Here is a 16,651-nt window from a genome sequence, read left to right on the forward strand (position 1 = left end):
GTTAACTCTCCTCTCGCAAGTCAGCTTTAATCACCTCTGCAAAATCGATAAATTCGAAGCCATCAACCAGCTCGATCTTAAAATTTTGCCTATATGGATTAATTGATGTAACAACGCCGATTAAATCCTGAAACTCATACTCCCCATATATCGTTACACATATTTCAGTTTTTCTCTTAAAGGAAATGCTGATATTCTCCATTACTATCTGCAGCTCATCTTCATGAAGCTCCGGCTTTCCCTTTAACCCAATTTCTTTTATTTGCTGGTTTATCGCCTCTTTATGTTGTGGTAACATCATACGACTACTCTCCCAACGCCCATTTCCACTTAGTTTTATGCTCATCTATAATGACCTCCGATCTTAGCCGCCCTATCTTTGGCTTGACCAGCAGAAGTTACAGAGCTTGCTCTCAGAATTGCTAATTCCCCAAATTTATCTTTGATACTATCCATCACACTATCTAATGTTCTCTTTTTTTCACAGTCATCAAACAGCGATAGCTGATAAGTGTTAGCGTCAGAAAGATCTGATAGTGATACACTTAATTTCCTGACTGGTTGCCGATCCCAATGAGTATAAAATATCCTTTTGACAACACTGTAAATATCGCCAGAAACATTAGTAGGATCGGGCATTTTCATTTGTCTGTGGAAGCCAGTCGGATGATCCCAGTCGGCACCCATGCAACCAACCGAAACAACAGACCCCATTAGATTCTTATTCCTAGCTCGTTTAGTCACTTCGTTCGTTATGTCCAACAAAACGACTTCTATCTCCCAGGGTTCGCAATAGTCACGCGGAAGAGTCATTCCGTTACCAATTACCTTTTGAGACATGTGAGTGCTCGGTGTAACCGGGGAGTCATCCATTCCATTTGCTGTCATCCAAATGAGTTGACCGTTTACTCCCCATCTTTTAGTGAGTCTAGGTAACGGTGTATTGGCAAGGTCGCCAATTGTTTTTATACCCATTCTGAGTAGATGTTTCTCCATTCTCGATCCAATTCCCCACATATCTCTAATTGGCATATCCCATATGTATTTATAAAGTTCATTCTTACGCAAAATAAAAATTCCATCATTGTTTTTCTTGGCAATCATGTCACAGCATAGCTTTGATAACGTTTTGTTTTCTCCAATACCAGCTCTCGCATGTACACCGGTTTCGATTCTAATTTTGCGTTGAATTTCTTTAGCCATTTCTTCGGGTGTGTTAGCGAATAGATGCATTGTATTTGTGCAATCAATAAAAATTTCGTCAATACTGTAAGGTTCAACTAGATCACTGTATTGCTGAAGTATGTTAGAAATCTGCATTGACACTGCTATGTATGTTTCCATATGAGGACGAATGACAACTAGCCCAGGACACTTTCTTAACGCATCGCCCAAGGTCTCTGCATTTTTAACACCATACTGTTTAGCTAATGGGCAAGCTGCCAATACAACCCCAGACCTTCTTGATGGATCTCCAGCAACAACAATTGGTTTGTTTGTCAGCGTAGGATCTTTGGCTTTCTCTACGCTGGCGTAAAATGATTGCATATCGAAAAGCATTATAATGGATTTCGTCTTAGAAGTCATTTTGCTCCTCCTTTATATGCGAACGTGCGTTTGTATTATTCATTATACACCAAACACATGTTCGTTAATCAAGAGGTAATTCGTTCCTTAGAAAAAAATTTTTATTTAGGGGTTGGATTTTTTCTCTCTCATCGCTTTGTACATTGAAGGAGATGAGAATCGGATGAAAAAAATAAAGCAATTGGCATTATGGATATTAATTAACAAGGAGGGTATTGCAGACATTACCTTAGAGCTACTGAAAAATCCTGCGATTGACGAGTTTATTATGGCTGCGCTAAAATTCTTCATTTTGAAAAAATCTGCAGACAATCGAAAAAATTAAACTTGCGAACAATGTTGACTTGAGACAACAGACAACAATATTAGAGATTGGAGTCCGAATGGACTCCTTTATTCTTTCTTAAAGAGTAATAAAACATGAATTTTATAGTCCAATTATATTTGCCGAATGCTTGTCTGTGCTCAACACTTTAACCAAACCGCTGTCTCTCATCTCGTCCAAAACAGTCTCTGTAAACTTATACTTCATTTCATTTATTAGATAAATTTGGTTAAATAACGGTTTAATTACTCGCGGCTCTCTACCGCAGTAACATCTACTTATGAAGGCTGCAGAGGCTGGTGAAATTTTATACTCACTCATGTTAAATTGCCACCGGCGCTTTAATGCCTGGATGGGGATTGTAGTCATCAAGAATAAAATCAAGCATAGAGAAATCATCAATCTTCTTAATATTACTGTTTAGATAAACTTTTGGAAGAGATTTTGGCTCTCTAGCCAGTTGTTTATTTACCTGATCTACGTGGTTGCTATATATATGTATGTCTCCTCCTGAATAAATCAACTCTCCTAATTGTAAACTACATACCTGCGCAATCATCATAGTTAATAAGGCGTATGATGCAATATTAAAAGGTAATCCTAGAAAATAGTCTGTAGATCGCATTTGAAACATACATGACAACTTACCGTCTGCCACGTAGAACTGGAACGCGTAGTGGCAGGGCGGAAGTGATGCAGAGTCCAACTCTCCAACATTCCAGGCGCTCACGAGATGCCTCCGTGAATCGGGGTTGCCCTTAATTTGGTTGATTACATTTGCTATCTGGTCAATAGTTCGACCATTAGGCGCTTGCCAAGTACGCCACTGAGACCCATACACTCTCCCCAGTTCTCCTGTCTCATCGTCTCCCCACTCATCCCAAATTGTTACACCGTAATTCCTACTCAACTCAAATTTATTTGTAGATCCAGACAGAAACCATAGGAGTTCGCCCAAAATCGAGCGAAAATGAACACGTTTTGTTGTAAGTAAAGGAAAGCCTTCATTCAAATCGAAGCGTAGCTGTCTAGCAAAAATAGATTTTGTTCCTGTACCGGTACGATCATTTTTTTCAATTCCATTTACAAGAATGTCTCTTCCTAGGTTGAGATACACTTTGTCTACATTGTTCATTATTGTATGCTCCTTGTTAATAAAGTTAAGACGGCAGAATTATCTATCTACCGTCTGTTATTTAAATTATTTACTTGACACTTGTTGTCGTTCGATTTCTTTTTTGATCATAGGTTCTGGGCTTACAAAAGTGTCGGACTTAATAATTTTACCGTCTTCCTCACGAAACTTGGGAACTCCATTCCAGAGTTTACTCATGTTTGAATTATGAACTGCCTCCACAACTCTGTCAGGCTTAACACCCATCATCACAAATGATCCCTGATTGAAATATTCTTTGTCACAAAGGGCGTCCACTTGAGCTGAAAGTCTATCTTCAGGAAATTCAGTTTTCAGTAATTGTTCGTATGTATTTTTCATATTGGCGAGAAGTTTGAGATATAAAAATTGGAATTCTTCGATTGTCTCAGAGCTGGCGTGAAGAAGCTCAAGCGACTCTTCTGCATCCCAAGACATGCGATTTAAAGCAGTTTCGACATCCATGATAGTTGGTTGCTCTGCTACAGGATGATTGAATGCCTTATGAAATTCTCGCACCATCTGATAATACATGTTTTCGTTAATGTTCAAATTGCAATAGCTCCCTTTTATATTGATTCACCAAAGTAATCTTTCCACCAATTGCAATAAATTTTTTTATGTCTTATTCTACTGCCTGTGCCCGATGATAAGTTGAACTCTCTTTCTATAGATGCATTCGAAACGCCATTCTTAATTTTTTTGACTACTTGAACAAACTGCTGAGGGCTCAATGATTTGTTTCTGTCGTTTCCATTTGACATCTCGGCATTAATAGAACCGAATTCGCTCCAAAGCTTTTTCCATCGCTTCTTATGTCTGACTAAACTTATGTATCGATCATGTAGATTGTATTTTATTGCTAGTTCTCCGTTTGCTAAGCCTTTTATGATGTCATTGATCAAGTTTCTGGCCTGAGAATTTGTAAGCTTACTCATGCTATTTTCTTCGCCACAAAGTGGAACCATTAATCCATGATCAAAAGCATGACGTGTATTTTCCTTATATGTAACTATTTCAAGGTTGTCAACGTGGTTATTGGTTTTGTTTCCGTCCTTATGGTTCACAACCATACCCTTAGGGATTGGATCGATAAAGTATTGTGCTACGAGCCTATGTGTAAGATAGGTTTTGCTATTATAACTGACAAAGTAGTATCCCGAAGTCCCCATGTATTGAATTTTTTCTGCATTGGTTTTTAGCGACTTTATTCTTCCCTTATTGGAAATCATCCAAGGGCATTTGTCTACTTTCTTTAATATCTCTCCATCTTTTAACACAAAACGATTTAGTTTGGCCGTATTAATTATTTATAATATCCTTTCATGAGTTCGTTTAAATATTCAAAATCACCATTTCTAATTGGCTCGACCTTAGCTTTCACATAGCTTCCGCCTTTAAGCGAAAAGAAATCGAAGGTTCCCCCGGATGAGAGTCCATTTAGAACAATCTGATCGATTTCTTCTGCCGGAAAATAAGGTTCATAACCTAAATTCATTAAAGCTTTATTTGCATTATGTCTAACGAACTTTTTTACTTCCGAAGCAATACCGATATCATCATAAATATCTTCAGAGTATCTGCACTCAATTTCATAAAGCTCATTAAGTAGGACATGTATGGATTCATCGATTCGCTTCTTATCTGTTTTTGTTAACTTTGATTTTATTTTTTGAAAAAGTAAACCCACAAATACACCATGAATAGCCTCATCGCGGGTAATAAGAAAAATTATCTCGCCTGAATTTTTTAACTTGCCCTGCCCTGCCAAATATAGCGGATAATAAAAACCGCTATAAAACAAAAACGATTCAAGAAATACTGAAGCAATCAACGCTTTTGCCAATGTGTAGTCATCTTTGATGTCTTCATAAATAGAATCTATTTTCATTGCTTTTGCCTGCAGCCATTTGTTTTCTTCTGCCCATTTAAAAGCATCATCAATCTGCTTCTTTGTTGCCAGAGTTGTGAAAATGGTGCTGTAGCTCTTTGCGTGAACTTGTTCCATTGCGGCCATAAAAGCAAGTACCGCCTTCTCTTGCAAATCATCAACATGTTGCAATACTTTCGGCATACCCACTCCCCCCTGCTCAGTATCAAGCAGGGTGAGTCCAGCAAGAACTTTCATATAAACTTCTTGTTCCGTATTGGTTAAGGACTCCCACACTTTTTTATCTTTGCTTACAGGAATCTCCGTGTCCAACCAGAATTGCTTTGTGTTTTGCTCCCAAAATATATTCGCATAATCACTTGTTTGTTCATTCCAATTTACTGGCTTAATCAATTAATCACCCATTCTTTCATTTTGATTACACAACGCAACTAACGCACGAGTCATCAATTTGCGTCATCTTCATTCGACTGTAATACAGTGTCTTCAAGCCCTTTTTCCAAGCATAAATGTAATACAAGGAAATATCTCTTGTAGTCATTGTGTCTTTGAGATATAGCGTGCAGCTAATTCCTTGATCAACATGATTTTGAATAGCTGCATACAGATCGATCATATTAAACATATCGATGTCGTAGGCTTCTTTGTAATAAAAGAAGCTTGATTCATCCAGATAAGGCATCGGATAATAGGTATCGCTGTCTCCATAAGTACGATGCTCAATTTTTTCAGTGATTGGAGCTATGCTAGCTGTACTTGATTGTACATAGCTAATGCTTCCCGTAGGAGCAATTGCCAAACGATAGCTATTGGCAATCCCATATTCCATTACATCGCCCTTCAGCATTGACCAATCTTCTCTGGTTGGTAATTTGATGTCTTGAAACAGCAATCGCACCTTGTCTGACTTTGGCAAAAAATCATTACTAAGATATTGATCAAAATAATTACCGCCGTTATATGATGAATTTCTGAATCCTTTGAAATTAAACCCCGTTTCTTTGGCGATCAGCATTGATTCTTTTAGAGAATAATAATTCACTGCGGCAAAAAAAACATTGGCAAATTCAATAGCTTCTTTTGATTCATAAGAAATCTTATTCTTTGCCAAGAACCCATGTAAGTTCATCGCTCCAAGTCCAACAGAACGCATCTGTCTGTTTGCCTTATCTACACTTGGTACAGACTTAATGTTGGTCATCCGCGAAACCACGTCGAGCATTCTAATTCCAGCAGAAACCGCACCAGCAAGATCCTTATTCTCCATCACGTTGACGATATTCAATGAGCCAAGATTACACGAGATGTCTCGTTTAATTTCATCTTGTTCATGATAATCGTTAATTGTCGATGTTTCAGATAATTGGATTATTTCTGTGCAGATATTTGAGAATTTCACTTTGCCTTCTTCGCTTAACGGATGTACGGAGTTAGCATTGTCCTCAAAAAACAGGTATGGATATCCGCTCTCCACTTGAATTTGCGCAATCATAGTCAACATATCACGAGCAGAAATCTTCTTCTTTCTGATGTTCGGGTTTTCGACCAATTCATCATATTTTTCACTGATGTTGATTTCACTCATCCGCTTTCCATATTCCTTGTAGATTCCATACGGTGAAAACAGGTACATGTCATAATCTTTTTCAACGAGTTCAAAAAACTTGTCGGGAACAATCACGCCAAGCGACAAAGTTTTAATCCTCGATTTTTCATCTGCATTGATTTTTTTTGTTGATAAGAAGTCTAGGATATCTAAATGGAATATGTTCAGCCATGCAGCTCCGGCACCATCTCTTACCCCTAATTGATTCGAATAGGAGTAACTGTCTTCCAGAAGTTTCATCACTGGGATGACACCACTACATTTGTCCTCAATACCTTTAATAGGGTCTCCTAATGCACGAAGGTCGGTTAGGTTATGTGACACACCGCCGCCCCGCTTTGACAATTGAAGAGCATTGTTGATGGAATGAGAAATGGAGTTCATCGAATCGTCCGTCATCAAGAGAAAGCAGCTAACAAGTTCTCCTCGTCGTTTCTTACCTGCAGATAAGAATGTTGGTGTGGCAGGCTGATACTCTCTCTTAATCATCTTGTCTGCAAACCAAAAAGCCTTATCGGTATCCCCTTCGGCCAAGGTAAGTGCGACAATACAAATCCTATCCTCATAACGCTCTAGGTATTTTTTATTGTCTTCAGTCCTCAGCGCGTAATTATTGTAGAATTTGAACGCCGACATAAAAGAGGGGAACCTAAATTTCATGCCATATACATGTTTGTACAATTTCTTGATATCTTCCAATTCGTACTGATTAATGATTTCATGTTCGTAATAATCGTTTTCAATCAGGTAATCTAATTTTTCTTTTAAATTGTGAAAGAATACAGTGTTCTGATTGATATGATCGACAAAATAACTCTTAACGGCTTCTTTGTCTTTTTCGAATTGATACTTGCCGTCTTTTTGAACCATTATTTGATTGTTAAGTTGAATCCATTTTGATGCATCAGACAAAATTCATTACCTCCAACATAAATTTAGCAACATCCTTCTCAGTTCCAGAAAGTTCAAACTTGAGTATTGCTGGTACTTTGTATGTATCTGCGATTATGTCCGCAGCCTTAGCAAATTTAACTCCCCAATTTCGGTTACCGCTCGAAGCTACACCTTTTAGATGAACATGATTAGCTTCTAAAAAATCTTTGGTCGACCTAGAAACCTCTCCAAAGCCGGTTGTATATGTAACAAGAATAAAAGAAGTACTCACTTTAAGCTGCGGAACAATCCGATAGCATTCCAGATTTAATTTTTTAACAAAACGTTCAACATTACCCGTTTTCGAATCATATATTATAATCATTTGCTTTAAACCTTTTCAGCGGATAAAATAACAGTTTTATTGCCTAAATAGCTATAAAAAAGCTTGTAGGTATAACGTTTTTAAAATTGTCTTTTACATAAAAGAAGCATATCTTTTGCCATTCTTGCCGGTTCGCTTACGATCCTTGAAAAATTTTGTATTTACTCCGCCTTGTTTCTGGCTTCCTTGAAGAAGGTGAAGATGTTTAAATTTATACCCTCTATCTTTGCACTGAGCAAGTACATCCTTCTCTGCCAATTGTCTTGTATTCTCTGTAGATTCCAAGATAACAGACTTACCCTCTTCGTTATTAACAATTGCGTAAAATTTCATGTATTTATATTCTCCTTTTATTTTAATATGGTGTGAATTCATTTCTATGTACACATGAATACCTGAAAGCACATTGGTTTCTCAAGTTGCATAACTGTGATGCGAAGAAATCCTTTTTACCATCGACAGTTTTACATCGCGGCGTCCAAGTATCTTTATGATTTAAGACTTTACATACAGTGTCTCTAACCCATTGCTTTGTTCTTTCCAGTTCTTCAATTTCAAACTTAAATACACGTTCACGATTTTCCTTTTCCCGCGGGAATATGTATACTAAATTATCGGGATAGACTCCGAATTCATTGTAGTAAGGAATAGAATATAGATATAATTGCATGATATTGTGCTTCATTTTCTTCGTATCGTATACGCGGCTAGTTTTATAGTCTCCAATCACCTTCCCGTATTCTCTATGCTGTGCAAACATATCAGGAAACCCCTTGAGCTTAATCTTGTCGACTTCGAAATTCTTTAATTCTTCGGCCTGGGTAATTGTATAATCCTTGAATACATCCTCAAACTCATCGAAGAATTTAAATAATGAATTCTCGTAAGAAGCCCTCATTTTCTGAAATGGCACTTTGTAATGAAAATTTTTGAGTCCTCGTTTTAGTTCGTCTTCAATATCCCAGGCAATTAAACTCCCGTTATGCAGCCGTTCAGTCATCTCGTGAACCAAAGTTCCGTACTCGGCGAAATAGTTGTTTTCCCCACGGTTACCTATGTTGTACTGTTGGTTAAAAAGGTGAAAGCATCCATCTCCTTCAAGTGCCGAATGATATGTATTTAGTCTACTCCAACTCCAAATTATTTCTGACAATGCATCACACTCCTTATTAGAATCAAGCGCTAAGAAATTTCCCATCCCGATTATCATCAACTATCAGTTATTAATATTTTTTATATTAATTCGTCGATAATGCCTAGTTCCAACCCCTGTTCGGCGGTAATGTACCAATCATCTTTCATTTTCCTAACTTCATCTAACTTGCTCATTGGAATCTTCGTTTTGGTCAGCAATACATCATCATACATATTTTTTACTCTTCGCAGCTCTCCCAAGGTGTCATGAACGTGCCCAAGTTTACCCTCAAGATTCGTTAGGCTATCGTGATACATGAATGTTGCCAACTTGTGAGCGTAACGTTTATGTGCAGCGGCTGCTGCAAGCAGTGCCATTGACATAGCATATCCATAAACATATGAATGAATCGGTGTCTTACTTGATAACATGGTTGCTACAATTGCCATTCCATCATAGATTTGTCCGCCATAGGAATTAATAATTAGTTTAATCGGCTGTCGATCGACAATTTTCTCTTCGTCGTCTCTTTCATTAATATTGATAATTTGTTCAATTAATTTGCCAGCAGCCTCAGGGCAAATTTTATCGTATAAATATAGCGTTCTATCATTTGTTTTAATCATTTTTCCCGGTCAACTATATAGCGAGTTGTTCTTTCCGTTATTTTAGTAATTTCAAATGTATCTAACCCATTTTCTTTTGCCAGATTCTCAATCCTTTTAATGGTAGGGAGATCGGTCAGATTATCTATAGTTTTTATAACCTGAGACCCTTTGTCGCTAACTTCCTTGGCATTATAGATATCTATCCTAAAGGATTCACTTTTTACCCCATCATATTTTCGAGCTATTTTTTTCACCTCATTATTCGAATTGAGTGAGCAAATAAACAATCTAACTTTTATCAACAAAATGTATTCATTTGTGTACATTTGCACACATACGTACACACTCGTTTACCACTGTATACAGTAGGAACATTTGTTTGACATACTATATATAGTGTGATATTGTCTATATGTAGAAAATATTTACAAGAAGGAGGGTCATTATTATGGCTAAAAGCAGCACTCGAAAAGTGTCTTCGTCAGCAATGTCTACTAAGGCTTCCTCAGTACTAAGATCTAGTTCTTCAAGTAAGACAGCAAAGTCACTTGCCGGTTCCGTACTGGCGCAATCTCGTGCAGGTAGAAAATAGTACGTTATTTATTCATTTCTCCAGGCACACTAGTCTGGAGTTTCTGTTTTTTACGGAAGTGTTAGCCATGTTGCAAGGATGCGAATTCATTCATCCGAGCATATGGCCCCTCTTTCTTTCCATAAAAGATTGATTTTATTGGTCCGTATCAAAGACTCTTCTTCTTCCTCGGTCATAATTGTCTAGCGGGTCTGAAATAAATCTACCGTTCTTGTCGCGCACTTTTACTAAATAGTCCATCCAATTTTTTGGCATTAACTCGGTTCGCCAATTTGTATCATCGACCTCTTCGAGCAATTCAACAAATTTAATCTGCCATTCCATAGGCATAGATTGGAGAACAGTACGAGGCAAAACTAGATAGTTTGCATAGGACAGCCCAAAATAACTATGAATATCTTGGTTCATACAGTAATTCCGTTTCTCGCAGCAACTTTATCAAAGTCTCTACGTGCATGTTCATTGTATTTTTTATAATTATCGTTTTTTAGACCGTATTCTAAAAATTCATCGTCATTACGTTTTAACACTCTTTCAAAAACTTTCATCGCATTGTCATTAATAAACTTTGGATTGCTTTCGTCTTCAACGGTAGGCCTAATATTAGCTGCTTCCCAGATCTCATACATGTCGGCTGAAAAATATGTTCTAAAAGGACTGTAAGCGGAAATCTGTTTGTGACCAAATGTTTCAAGTAATTCCATCATTTCCTCTTCATAAAACTCATACTCAGGAACATAGTCTGCAATCTTGTACATCCATACTTTAATCAACATCGTAAGATCTTCATCCGACCATGTTGTTTTAAAATATATCTTCGGATCTTGCCCTGCTTCAACGACTGCTAAGTGTTCAAGTTTATAAACTCTTGGTCTTGGCATAAATCAGCCTCCCTTTTGTAAAATTATTCATTTCAAATACTCTTAACCTAATTTCATTTTCACATTGATGTAGAAAACAATATCTTCATAACTGAAATTCTCTGTAATTGCAGGATGCATGTAATACTTCCAAGCTTTTTTAAATGTACAATTAAATATAGCCGCCTGATTAGCTAATGTGTCAGCAACTTTAGAGATCTCAAGCACACTCACTCCTCCTATGAAATTAAACTTTTATTCATTAATTCTCAGATTTAATCTATTTCTTTGAGAATTGTCCAACCCAAACCGAATCGCTTCTTCAAGGCTTCCTGTTACTTCCGCACTTCCCCACGCCTGACAGTCCCAACCTGTATAGTCGCAGCCTGCATCAATAATCGCGTACCTGCCATCTTTAAGTTTGAAAATACCAATCCAATTAGACGTATCGTTCTCTCCGTCATCCATTGCGATAATTTCAACAACATCTTCCCTACTAAATGGCCTCGTAGATACTGGTTTTGCAAAGTGAACAGTAAATACTGAATTAGCGTAGCCGAATGCTTCCTTCCAATCATATGTATTGATTTCTTCTAACATTTCATCGTCTCCTATAAAATGAACTTTTTATCAACTAACAGTTCTAATATGCTTGACAGGTATACCGCCAATTATCTCACGTTGCTTAGCCTCAAATGATGTATTGTCATTTACTAATAAGCGAATTTTTATATAACCATATTCATTTTCTTCTTCTACAATTTCACAAATTCGTCCCCTATGCCTTCTCCACCAATTCAGAGGTGAATCACAACTAATAATAACAGCCTTTTTCATATACCTGTTTTCATCCTGACTTTTTGAGATCTTCAAGGTATTTTTCTTGATACTCGATTTCAGTAATCAGATCGAAGTTACCTTGAGATCGTTTTTCTAAATTAAAGTCTGCTTTATAGTAAATCTCCTTATCTAATGAAATATACCTTTCTAAGGACTCACCTCCCAAGGAGCATATACCGTGCTTAAACTCGACCAGTTTAATGTCTTCATAATTTGATAATCCAAATCGATTTAGAATTTTTATGTATTCAGAATTATAATCTTTTGCTTTTTTATCGTTCTTTCTCAATCTACCTTCATTGGTGAATAGCTTTTTGTTTTCATCCTTAGACAGTTCTCTTACATCTAAGCATAGAATATTGGTCGATGGCCAAATGCTTTTTACTGACTCTCCAAGCAACTTATTCACTTCATTAATCACTTTTTTCCATTCGCCTCTTTGGGTCATACTTTTTCTTGCATCTAAATAGAACTCGCTTCCCGATTTAGCCTTGTAACAAAAGCCCACACAATCAATCCTCTCGAAAATTCATTCATTTGCTGCATGATATTTAATGGTAACTATAAAAACTTATAGCCACCAAGCAAATTCTTCTTGGCCATGACCGGTTTACCATCAACAAACAATTCGGCAACTTTTACATCATCACTAAGCCATTGTTCATTCGGATTCTTTTCTGAGTTAGGCTGAGTGAACTCGCACATTAATCTTCCTCCGTACTCTTTAAGAATGAGGCATCGATCATCGTAAATTTTTGAAACAACTCCGTATTCCCAACCGCCTGGATGTTTGTAACTGATTTCCACCAACTGTCCCTTCTTCATATCTCCCTCCAAAAAATCATTCGTATTATTATTCATTGCTTTGATAGAATCGCATCATTTACAAAATCCTTTTCCTGAATCGCACTTCTGATTGTAACAGTTACATCGTAACTTTTACCTTTTTCTAAATTATATGACTGACTAGGATCAACAAAGTAGTTAATCTTATACCCTTCGATATCAATAAATTGAAGGATGTCTCCTCTGCTAGTCTTAATTTGTTCAACATATTCTAAATCTTTGATTATTTTTACAGGTTTAGCCTTACATCCAGCGGCTAACAATAGTGCGCTCAACGCCAAAACTATAGTCCATTTAATCATTATCGTCCCCTATAATATAAGTATTTCCTTAGTTCAATGATTCAGCTTTTTAGAATTTCTTTCATTTCGAACAATTCCATTATTAATGACATTGAGAAGAGACAATTTGTTCTTCTTTTGATTGTTTACAATTGAATTAATAAATGCGTCGATCATGCATTCGGCTTCATCTAAACTCACATTCTGAACCACAGAGATAGTCTTTGCTATATCCTTGAAAATCCGATTATTTTCAAAGTCCAATTGGGCACCTCATGAAATGTAATTTTTATCGTCTAGTCAATCGTGTTTCCATAACCAGTACACCATGTTTTACAATATCCTTCTTCAATGATTTCTCCTCCACGAATGAGCCAATACTTACTTTTAGAGTCCTGATCGCGGAAATCTTCAATTTCATATTGAAAATCAATTCTGCCTTCTGCGTTTGGGAAACGAGCAATTAAATACTTAATCCATTCCTCTGCGTCATCATCATAGTTTTTCAACTCTGTTCCTATAAACAAAAAGATTGAATTATTCGCTCCCAAATGAATATTGGTGTCCTCACTAATACAAGCTCGGCCTTCTGCAAAGTCGAGGTAATCTTTTCTGACCTCATTCAATTTATTTCTCAACGCTCTGTAGTTTTCTTTGTTGAAATCTCCAATACTATCTATGTTCAACCAACCTCTGACCTGTGTGAACATTCCCACCGTTTCGCTCTCCTTATGAAATCCGTATTTTATTCTCCCTTAAATAAGTCGATTGCCTCTTCTTTGATTTCCTCAACACTCTTTTGTAAACCTCTTTCTTCTGCTGCACCAAGAACCTCATTTAATGACTTCATGTGTATTCGTATAATCTATGTATTATTTTGTTTATAATACTTAGTCTTTATAAATGCCCATACACCGTGCATTCTTTCTCCATTGTCATCTATAATGTAGTGCTCGTCTTCACCACACGATATGCCAATTGGTTTACCAACATATAGCTCGTATATTTTATCCTTGGTGATATTGCTAAGATCCTTGTCTACTGAGATATGAGTTGCCTCGTCAAAACTATTTACTCCAACCAATTGGCTTATCTCAATCATAAAGCACCTTCTTTTTTATTATATTCTTTTACTTTGTAAGAATAGCACCAACCTCTTATTCAGTCAATCAATAATTTATTTTTCATGTAATCACATCTATTTCTTGTAATTTCTGGAATATGAGGTTAATATGTATAGGTCGACAGTAATTGCAGTTTGTACAAACGAGCACTTCATTATCTGGAGGTCAGTATTTTGAAAAAGCTTGCTTTGTCTTTAACAATTTGCAGTGTTGTTCTTAGTTCTATTGTACCTGTTGCCGCAGCTAGTTCAATTTCCGAAACTACACTAAATGATTATCTTTCAAAGGCGCGCTACCCTAAGAATGTAATTAATATCTTAGACAAAGAGCAGAAGGAGACTATTTACAATAATAAGGCGGAATTCGCTTTTGTTAAAAGTGGTTCTGAACTATTAACTGATGGTCAAGAAAAGTCTTTGATTACACCGCAAGAATTAGCCAATTTTTCTGCACAATTAGTTGGCAGCCAAATATCATCTCCTAGTGGTTATGCAAAAATTATTCTAGATTTTAACTTCGATTGGAACTACATGCCTGTCTTTACTTCAAAAGATAAATTCGGAATAGCCTGGTCTGATGATTTCACTGCGTTACCAGAAACCGCAAAGTATAATTACAAGGCTGTTAATAACGCATCAGGTTTGTATGCGGAACTGGGTAACACTTCCGACTACAGCGATTATAATATTAAAAAAGGCATTGGGTGGGAAATCAACCTAACTGCAGGCTTTACAAGAAACGGCACTTTTTATCCTGTCGGCAGGCACAAGGGATGGGGTCAGGTAATTATTCAACGTCCCAAAGATAAGCCTGGAACCCCAATGACAACCGCAGCAGTTGGAAACTATTTCCACAAAGAAATCGCAGGTAATGGATCGCTCTCTTTCGGTCTTTTTGATGGCAAGCCTCAAATTTCGATCAGTCCATCAATCAGCTTTGATAAGTCTAATGATTATGCCGATGTTGTAAACTGGACTCAATAATTGTATTCTTATTGTAGCAAAGGAATATATAGAACATTTTTCCTTTGCTACAATATTTAGGGGAGGTATTATATGCTAGGTGTATCAGTTGCATTTATGATATTTTTTTCGCTTTTTGCCATCCGTTCAGCAGTTTTGAAAGAAGGCCTCGGAAAGTTTATAGTCTACGCTCTTCTTGCAGCAATTCCAATATCTATCTTAGCAGAGATAATGCTCATAAATTATAAGTGATCAATTAGAGGCTCTACTTTTGTAGAGTTTTATTTTTTTAAAATTCACTGCCATTTAATGCGCCGACTAAAACCAAGAGTTTCTTTGTAATATTTTCTCACGTATTTTTTTGCTCTCCACAGCGAAATAGGCGAGCTAAGAACCATCCCTTTGGACTCAAATTCGATGATGCTAGCAAAGAATTTGCAATTGTTTTGTCTATCCCAAAGACTTTTTCCGTCAGTCCAATTTTCGCGAGACCAAGTGTATTTATTAAATTCTTTTATAAAATTATTGTAATTACCCCAACCGTATTGATTGGTGAAATCTCTTGTCATAATAATGTGGGTAAGCCAATCAACTGAAAGAACAGCCGCAACAAATATAACAAAATTCGTAATTAAAAAGGTAATTATATTTTTCCCTCTTTTCTTGTATTTTCTTTAAAGATAAAACCTACATTTTATTGGTTAGCTGCTTTCATATTCAGCTTGATAACATCTTTAACTCGCGCTGACGCCGTTCAAATTGGGTCATGCAAGTTGATTCGATCTGCTCCCACTCACTAAAGTCTTTGTCATTGACCTCTATTACGATGTAATGAGGAACGACCAAGAATTCTTTCCCGCACTCGCTACAATGTGGTCTGTCGAATGCGTAGCATCCGTACTTTTCGTCCAATGGTATGTCTTTAAGGTCAAAATCTGCATTCTCGATCAAGACAAACCCCTTACATTCTGGTTGGTTGCATTTATGCGCTTCAATAGCCAATATAAACCCTCCCTTAGTTGATGTTACTCCATGGTCAATTGGTGTTTATTGATTTTGACCTCTTGGCCATTTCAAAGACATGTTGCATATGACGCAAATCCTTTTCTGTAATGCTTATGTCCACCTCGTCGATTGGTTCATCTCGCAAATGTTTAGGGATTTTAATCAGTACAGATATTTCGCCTTTGCTATTCAAACTTAAATCGAATAAAAAATTATCGATGTACATATGCCCATTCCCTCCCATGTATTTCTGTGTTACGAATGATCAATCTACATTTCCGTTGATTTCATCCGCGAAGTAAGCAGATAAAGCCTTTGCTAGATTTGAAAGTCTAGCTGCAGAATCTGCCAAACTATAAGATGATTTTGCTAGGTCCCCCAATTCCTTTAGAGCGTGTTCTTGTTTTGAATCATCTTCAAAATTCCCCTTCGTTATATTCATCCAAAGGAACGATATGTCAAGCCTCGTTCTCTCCAAAAGCTCCTTTGCCTTTTCTTGCTCTTCTAGGATGTAAGCATACGCTTCTCGACTTGAATTAAAGGTTGTTCTGCTCATTTTATATAGACCTCCATGTATT

Annotated in this window: 26 protein-coding genes; 2 read left to right on the top strand and 24 right to left on the bottom strand. The window is 36.9% G+C overall.

The features are described 5' to 3' along the window. Position 1: 1 nt before the first annotated feature. Both PCH01S_RS05425 and PCH01S_RS05430 read right to left on the bottom strand, forming a co-directional pair. A complete protein-coding gene (locus tag PCH01S_RS05425; protein ID WP_042227527.1) occupies positions 2 to 346 on the bottom strand; it encodes a YolD-like family protein in 345 nt (114 codons plus the stop codon). Continuing rightward, positions 343 to 1,587 (bottom strand): DNA polymerase IV, encoded by a 1,245-nt coding sequence (locus tag PCH01S_RS05430; protein WP_042227528.1) that lies wholly within the window; start codon positions 1,585 to 1,587, stop codon positions 343 to 345. The genes PCH01S_RS05425 and PCH01S_RS05430 overlap by 4 nt, the downstream gene beginning before the upstream one ends. A 163-nt stretch (positions 1,588 to 1,750) precedes the next feature. Between PCH01S_RS05430 and PCH01S_RS30230 the strand changes: the two genes are divergently transcribed. Beyond that, the gene (locus PCH01S_RS30230) at positions 1,751 to 1,912 is read left to right on the top strand and encodes a hypothetical protein (RefSeq protein WP_156972789.1); all 162 of its coding nucleotides are present in this window, start codon (positions 1,751 to 1,753) and stop codon (positions 1,910 to 1,912) included. Between the two features lie 322 nt (positions 1,913 to 2,234). Here PCH01S_RS30230 and PCH01S_RS05440 read toward each other — a convergent pair whose 3' ends face one another. From PCH01S_RS05440 to PCH01S_RS05530, 20 genes are all read right to left on the bottom strand, one after another. Beyond that, the gene (locus PCH01S_RS05440; RefSeq protein ID WP_042227532.1) at positions 2,235 to 3,047 is read right to left on the bottom strand and encodes a thymidylate synthase; all 813 of its coding nucleotides are present in this window, start codon (positions 3,045 to 3,047) and stop codon (positions 2,235 to 2,237) included. Between the two features lie 66 nt (positions 3,048 to 3,113). Continuing rightward, complete coding sequence (locus PCH01S_RS05445; protein ID WP_053228650.1) at positions 3,114 to 3,617, bottom strand: pyrophosphohydrolase domain-containing protein; 504 nt, start codon at positions 3,615 to 3,617, stop codon at positions 3,114 to 3,116. Between the two features lie 17 nt (positions 3,618 to 3,634). Further along, positions 3,635 to 4,345, bottom strand: a complete 711-nt coding sequence (locus PCH01S_RS05450) for an HNH endonuclease signature motif containing protein (RefSeq protein WP_241688660.1) — start codon at positions 4,343 to 4,345, stop codon at positions 3,635 to 3,637. A 26-nt stretch (positions 4,346 to 4,371) separates the two neighbouring features. Beyond that, a complete protein-coding gene (gene nrdF, locus PCH01S_RS05455) occupies positions 4,372 to 5,349 on the bottom strand; it encodes a class 1b ribonucleoside-diphosphate reductase subunit beta (RefSeq protein ID WP_042227535.1) in 978 nt (325 codons plus the stop codon). 25 nt (positions 5,350 to 5,374) lie between these two features. Further along, complete coding sequence (nrdE, locus tag PCH01S_RS05460; protein WP_409372155.1) at positions 5,375 to 7,477, bottom strand: class 1b ribonucleoside-diphosphate reductase subunit alpha; 2,103 nt, start codon at positions 7,475 to 7,477, stop codon at positions 5,375 to 5,377. Next, positions 7,467 to 7,820 carry a class Ib ribonucleoside-diphosphate reductase assembly flavoprotein NrdI gene (nrdI, locus tag PCH01S_RS05465; protein WP_042227537.1) on the bottom strand — a complete coding sequence of 118 codons (354 nt, stop codon included), beginning with the start codon at positions 7,818 to 7,820 and terminating at the stop codon, positions 7,467 to 7,469. Before nrdI ends, nrdE begins: the two co-directional genes overlap by 11 nt. Positions 7,821 to 7,913: 93 nt before the next feature. Further along, entirely contained in the window at positions 7,914 to 8,153 is a 240-nt protein-coding gene (locus PCH01S_RS05470; RefSeq protein WP_042227540.1) for a hypothetical protein, read from the bottom strand. A gap of 22 nt (positions 8,154 to 8,175) precedes the next feature. After that, positions 8,176 to 8,973 (bottom strand): PD-(D/E)XK nuclease family protein, encoded by a 798-nt coding sequence (locus PCH01S_RS05475; RefSeq protein WP_042227541.1) that lies wholly within the window; start codon positions 8,971 to 8,973, stop codon positions 8,176 to 8,178. Between the two features lie 80 nt (positions 8,974 to 9,053). After that, the gene (locus PCH01S_RS05480) at positions 9,054 to 9,581 is read right to left on the bottom strand and encodes an ATP-dependent Clp protease proteolytic subunit (RefSeq protein ID WP_042227542.1); all 528 of its coding nucleotides are present in this window, start codon (positions 9,579 to 9,581) and stop codon (positions 9,054 to 9,056) included. Next, positions 9,578 to 9,817, bottom strand: coding sequence for a hypothetical protein (locus PCH01S_RS05485; RefSeq protein ID WP_241688659.1), 240 nt, complete (start codon positions 9,815 to 9,817; stop codon positions 9,578 to 9,580). Before PCH01S_RS05485 ends, PCH01S_RS05480 begins: the two co-directional genes overlap by 4 nt. A 473-nt stretch (positions 9,818 to 10,290) precedes the next feature. Then, positions 10,291 to 10,563 carry a hypothetical protein gene (locus PCH01S_RS05490; RefSeq protein WP_042227544.1) on the bottom strand — a complete coding sequence of 91 codons (273 nt, stop codon included), beginning with the start codon at positions 10,561 to 10,563 and terminating at the stop codon, positions 10,291 to 10,293. Further along, positions 10,560 to 11,036 (bottom strand): hypothetical protein, encoded by a 477-nt coding sequence (locus PCH01S_RS05495; protein WP_042227545.1) that lies wholly within the window; start codon positions 11,034 to 11,036, stop codon positions 10,560 to 10,562. The genes PCH01S_RS05490 and PCH01S_RS05495 overlap by 4 nt, the downstream gene beginning before the upstream one ends. A 42-nt stretch (positions 11,037 to 11,078) precedes the next feature. Then, complete coding sequence (locus tag PCH01S_RS30805; RefSeq protein ID WP_164977128.1) at positions 11,079 to 11,243, bottom strand: hypothetical protein; 165 nt, start codon at positions 11,241 to 11,243, stop codon at positions 11,079 to 11,081. Between the two features lie 27 nt (positions 11,244 to 11,270). Further along, positions 11,271 to 11,615, bottom strand: a complete 345-nt coding sequence (locus PCH01S_RS05500) for a hypothetical protein (protein ID WP_042227546.1) — start codon at positions 11,613 to 11,615, stop codon at positions 11,271 to 11,273. A 30-nt stretch (positions 11,616 to 11,645) separates the two neighbouring features. Continuing rightward, positions 11,646 to 11,852: a hypothetical protein gene (locus PCH01S_RS30235; RefSeq protein WP_129112495.1), complete on the bottom strand. Its 207-nt coding sequence runs from the start codon at positions 11,850 to 11,852 to the stop codon at positions 11,646 to 11,648. Between the two features lie 10 nt (positions 11,853 to 11,862). Then, complete coding sequence (locus tag PCH01S_RS05505) at positions 11,863 to 12,363, bottom strand: hypothetical protein (protein WP_042227547.1); 501 nt, start codon at positions 12,361 to 12,363, stop codon at positions 11,863 to 11,865. A 53-nt stretch (positions 12,364 to 12,416) separates the two neighbouring features. Next, positions 12,417 to 12,680 (bottom strand): hypothetical protein, encoded by a 264-nt coding sequence (locus PCH01S_RS05510; protein WP_129112494.1) that lies wholly within the window; start codon positions 12,678 to 12,680, stop codon positions 12,417 to 12,419. Positions 12,681 to 12,712: 32 nt separating this feature from the next. Beyond that, positions 12,713 to 13,003: a hypothetical protein gene (locus PCH01S_RS05515; protein WP_042227551.1), complete on the bottom strand. Its 291-nt coding sequence runs from the start codon at positions 13,001 to 13,003 to the stop codon at positions 12,713 to 12,715. Positions 13,004 to 13,278: 275 nt separating this feature from the next. Then, positions 13,279 to 13,698 carry a hypothetical protein gene (locus PCH01S_RS05525; protein ID WP_042227555.1) on the bottom strand — a complete coding sequence of 140 codons (420 nt, stop codon included), beginning with the start codon at positions 13,696 to 13,698 and terminating at the stop codon, positions 13,279 to 13,281. Between the two features lie 149 nt (positions 13,699 to 13,847). Beyond that, on the bottom strand, positions 13,848 to 14,084 hold the full coding sequence (locus tag PCH01S_RS05530; RefSeq protein WP_042227558.1) for a hypothetical protein: 237 nt from the start codon (positions 14,082 to 14,084) through the stop codon (positions 13,848 to 13,850). A gap of 195 nt (positions 14,085 to 14,279) precedes the next feature. Between PCH01S_RS05530 and PCH01S_RS05535 the strand changes: the two genes are divergently transcribed. After that, a complete protein-coding gene (locus tag PCH01S_RS05535; protein WP_042227560.1) occupies positions 14,280 to 15,089 on the top strand; it encodes a hypothetical protein in 810 nt (269 codons plus the stop codon). Between the two features lie 696 nt (positions 15,090 to 15,785). On the opposite strand, the gene PCH01S_RS05540 is transcribed toward PCH01S_RS05535, so the two are convergent. Then, the gene (locus tag PCH01S_RS05540) at positions 15,786 to 16,070 is read right to left on the bottom strand and encodes a hypothetical protein (RefSeq protein ID WP_042227561.1); all 285 of its coding nucleotides are present in this window, start codon (positions 16,068 to 16,070) and stop codon (positions 15,786 to 15,788) included. Between the two features lie 268 nt (positions 16,071 to 16,338). Beyond that, the gene (locus tag PCH01S_RS05550; RefSeq protein ID WP_042227565.1) at positions 16,339 to 16,629 is read right to left on the bottom strand and encodes a hypothetical protein; all 291 of its coding nucleotides are present in this window, start codon (positions 16,627 to 16,629) and stop codon (positions 16,339 to 16,341) included. Positions 16,630 to 16,651: the final 22 nt, after the last annotated feature.

The organism is Paenibacillus chitinolyticus NBRC 15660 (assembly GCF_000739915.1).
Taxonomy (GTDB): domain Bacteria; phylum Bacillota; class Bacilli; order Paenibacillales; family NBRC-103111; genus Paenibacillus_F; species Paenibacillus_F chitinolyticus.